This window comes from Brevundimonas sp. (genome assembly GCF_044239655.1).
GTDB lineage: Bacteria > Pseudomonadota > Alphaproteobacteria > Caulobacterales > Caulobacteraceae > Brevundimonas.
Genome location: NZ_JBIIAY010000192.1, coordinates 1 through 3,512 on the forward strand (window position 1 = coordinate 1; position 3,512 = coordinate 3,512).

General features: G+C 63.9%; 2 protein-coding genes and 1 pseudogene. All 3 read left to right on the forward strand.

The window, feature by feature from the left end; genetic code table 11:
• Nucleotides 1–1,842 (forward strand): TonB-dependent receptor domain-containing protein (locus ACILQR_RS16070; protein WP_395652375.1); only part of this gene is annotated, 1,842 nt, incomplete at its 5' end.
• A gap of 110 nt (nucleotides 1,843–1,952) precedes the next feature.
• A complete protein-coding gene (locus ACILQR_RS16075) occupies nucleotides 1,953–3,305 on the forward strand; it encodes a hypothetical protein (RefSeq protein ID WP_395652376.1) in 1,353 nt (450 codons plus the stop codon).
• 113 nt (nucleotides 3,306–3,418) lie between these two features.
• Nucleotides 3,419–3,512, forward strand: a pseudogene (locus ACILQR_RS16080) (IS5/IS1182 family transposase); the annotation flags it as partial.

Here is a 3,512-nt window from a genome sequence, read left to right on the forward strand (position 1 = left end):
GGCAACGGCCAGGCCAATCCGAACCGGCTGTCCGGCCTGACCGGCGTACCGACGGCGGGTCTGCCGGTTCGTCTGACCAACTACCGGTTCAACGACGCCGGGTTCCAGACGGTCGATGTCGACAACTATCAGGCTCGTTTCCTGGGCGGGCTGCGTGGCGAATGGCGCGGCTTCGACTGGGAAAGCGCGCTGCTGTATTCGCAGGCCGGGGCCACCGACACCTCGAACGCCGTAAACATGACTGCGCTTCAGGCCAGCCTCGCCCTGTCGACGCCCGACGCCTACAACCCCTTCAACGGCGGGTGTGTGACGACCACGACGTTCGGCGACTGCACCCCCAGCTCCCAAGTGGCGATCGACGCCATCTCGACCGAACTGGTGCGCGAATCCGAGACCAGCCTGACCCTGTGGGACTTCAAGGTCTCGCGGCCGGACCTGCTCAACCTGTGGGCCGGGCCGCTGGGCGTGGCCTTTGGTGTCGAGGCTCGCCACGAGACCCAGGACGACGATCGCGACGCCGACCTGGACGGCACCAACATCTTCCGCGACGTGGTGGACGGTACGGTTAGCATCTCGAACCTGGCCGCCGTCAGCTCCAATCCGGACACCCACGGCGAGCGGGACGTGTTCTCGGCCTATGTCGAGTTCGCCGTGCCCGTCGTCTCGCCGGAAATGAACATTCCGTTCGTCGAGAGCCTGACCTTCCAGGTCGCCGGTCGCTACGAGAAATATTCCGACTTCGGCAATGTGGCCAAGCCCAAGATCGCAGGGGCCTGGGACATCGGCCACGGCCTGCGGGTCCGGGCGTCCTACTCGGAAGGCTTCCGCGCACCGAACCTGGAACAGACCAATGCTGCAACCTATGCGCGTCTGGCGACCAACAATGACTACATTCGCTGCGAGGCCGATCTTCGGGCGCGCCGGATCGCCACCTTCAACGCCTGTTCGCAATCGATCGGCTATTCGCTGCTGGTCTCGGGCAATCCGGACCTGAAGCCCGAGGAGAGCACCAACCAGTCCGTCGGTCTGGTGTTCCAGCCGACCTTCACCCCGCCGAGCTGGGGCGACTTCACCTTTACCGTCGATCGCTGGAAGATCGAACAGACCGATATCGTCGGCCTGATCGGCGGCCAGACGGGCGTGGTCCAGGACTATCTGGCCCGGGTTCAGGGCGGATCGAGCGCGAACGTCAACCGTGCGGCCCCGACCGTCGACGACGTCGCCTTCTTCGCCGGTACGGGCATCGCGCCGGTCGGACAGTTACTCAGCGTCTCGGACAGGTTCGTGAACCTGCTGCCGCAGGACGTGCAGGGCATCGACTTTGGTATGCAATGGCGGCTGCGCGACACGCCGATCGGCCGGTTCCGCTTCAGCCTGAACGCGGCCAAGCTGATCGACTTCAATCGTGACGCAGGACCCGCCATCGATGCCCTGGATGCCGCCCGCGACGCCGGGACCATCAATCCCGCGACGCCCCTGCCGATCGCGTCCAACCTGCTGGCGCGTAACGGCCGGCCGGAGTGGAAGGTCACCTCCAACCTGACCTGGTCGAATGGACCCTGGCAGGTCGGGGCTTTCGCCCAGTACACCGGGGCGGTACGCGAGACCGGCTTTCTGTCCACCACCGGCGAGCAGTGGAAGGTCGACAGCCAGATCACCGGCAACCTGTATGGCCAGTACGAGTTCGACGACGCCATGGGCTGGGCCCGTGGAACCAAGGTCCGCGTCGGGGCCCGCAACATCACCAACGAAACACCTCCGTTGGCGCAGTCGGGCTATCTGGGGTCGCTGTACCGTCCCTACGGCCGCTACTGGTACGTCAACCTGTCCACCAGCTTCTAGGTGGCATCAGGCTCGTGACGCACTGACCTGCGGCTCGAGCGCATTCTCTCCCCGAAACTGGGGCGGCGTTGCGGCGTCGCCCCAGCGTCTTCTTGCCGGATTCCAGCCTGATGGTTCTGACCCGTACGATGCGTCCGATCGTTGTGGCCCTGGCGGCGATCGGTCTCCTGGCGGCCTGCGCGACCGCCGGCGAGGCGGCTCCTGCAGGGTCCGGCGTGGAGCCTGCCGAGGCGAGTTGTCCCGAAGGCCTGCCCGCGAGGACCGCCTGCTATCGCGGGCGTTCGGACGAGGGGGCCTTCTACTGGATCGCCATTCCGGCCGACTGGAACGGCACCCTGGTCGTCCACGCCCATGGTGGGCCCCGCACCCCGCCTCCCGCACAGGACGACCCGGTCGAGGATCTGCAACGGTTCGCGGTGACCGTGCGGGAAGGCTACGCCTGGGCCGGATCGACCTATCGACGCGGCGGCTACGGCGTACGGATGGCGGCCGAGGACACAGAAATTCTGAGGACCATCTTCTGGGACCGGTTTGGCAAGCCCAGGCGGACCTTTCTGCACGGCCAGTCATGGGGCGGCAATGTTGCGGCCAAGGCGGCGGAACTCTACGCGATCGCCGCCGACGGTTCGAACAACTACGACGGCGTCATGCTATCAGCCGGGGTGACCTCAGGCGGTACGCGAGCCTACGGGTTTCGTGCGAACCTTCGCGCCGTGTACCAGTTTTATTGCCGGAACCACCCCAGGCCGGATGAGCAGCAGTATCCGATTTGGCAGGGTTTGCCCGCCGACCAAAGCATGACGCGGGCTGAACTATCCGCGCGCGTCGAGGAATGCACCGGCGTTGGACTTCGGCCCTCAGAGCGAACGTCACTTCAGACATCCAACCTCCGCAACATAGTTGCTGTGACCGGGATCGGCGAACAACAACTGGTAGCCCACCTGGCGTGGGCAACTAATCTTTTCCAGGACATCGTCCACCGTCGGCTAGGCGGTCTCAATCCCTTCTCCAATGCCGGCGTCGCCTATGTCGGATCGGATGACGATGTGGCGCTGAATGCCGGGGTCGAACGCTTTTCGGCTGATCCAATGGCCGTGGCGCGCCTCTCATACGATGCCGACCTGAGCGGGATGATCGTTTTGCCCACAGTGACCATTCACGCGAAATTCGATCCCACGGTGTTTGTCAGCGTCGATCATGTTTACCGCCGGACGGTAGAAACAGCCGGGCGATCGGATCTGCTTGTTCAGACGTTCACAGACGAAGCTGACCATTCGAAACTCAGCAACTCTGAATATGCTGCGCTGCTGGGGAGCCTGTCCCGTTGGGTCGAGACAGGAGCAAGACCGTCTCCTCATTCGATCGCGGCCGACTGTGAGCAGTACACAACGCGATACGGAGAGCCGTGTCTATTCGATGTGGATTTTGTCCCGACAACATTGGACGCGCCGATCAGTCCTTAGACGTGACTACCGCTATTGTGCATCTAGGTCGTGTGGACAAAGGGGATTCCCAAATTGCCGCCTGACTGATTCAAGGCTGTTCTTTGCGGAGAGCGGTATTGGTTCGCGGTTTGATGTCGGATGCGGAGTGGGCTTTCTTCGAGCCGTTCGTGGTCGAGACGTGTCCCAGGCGAGGTCGGCGGCCTCGGGATCATCGGCTGGTGCTGG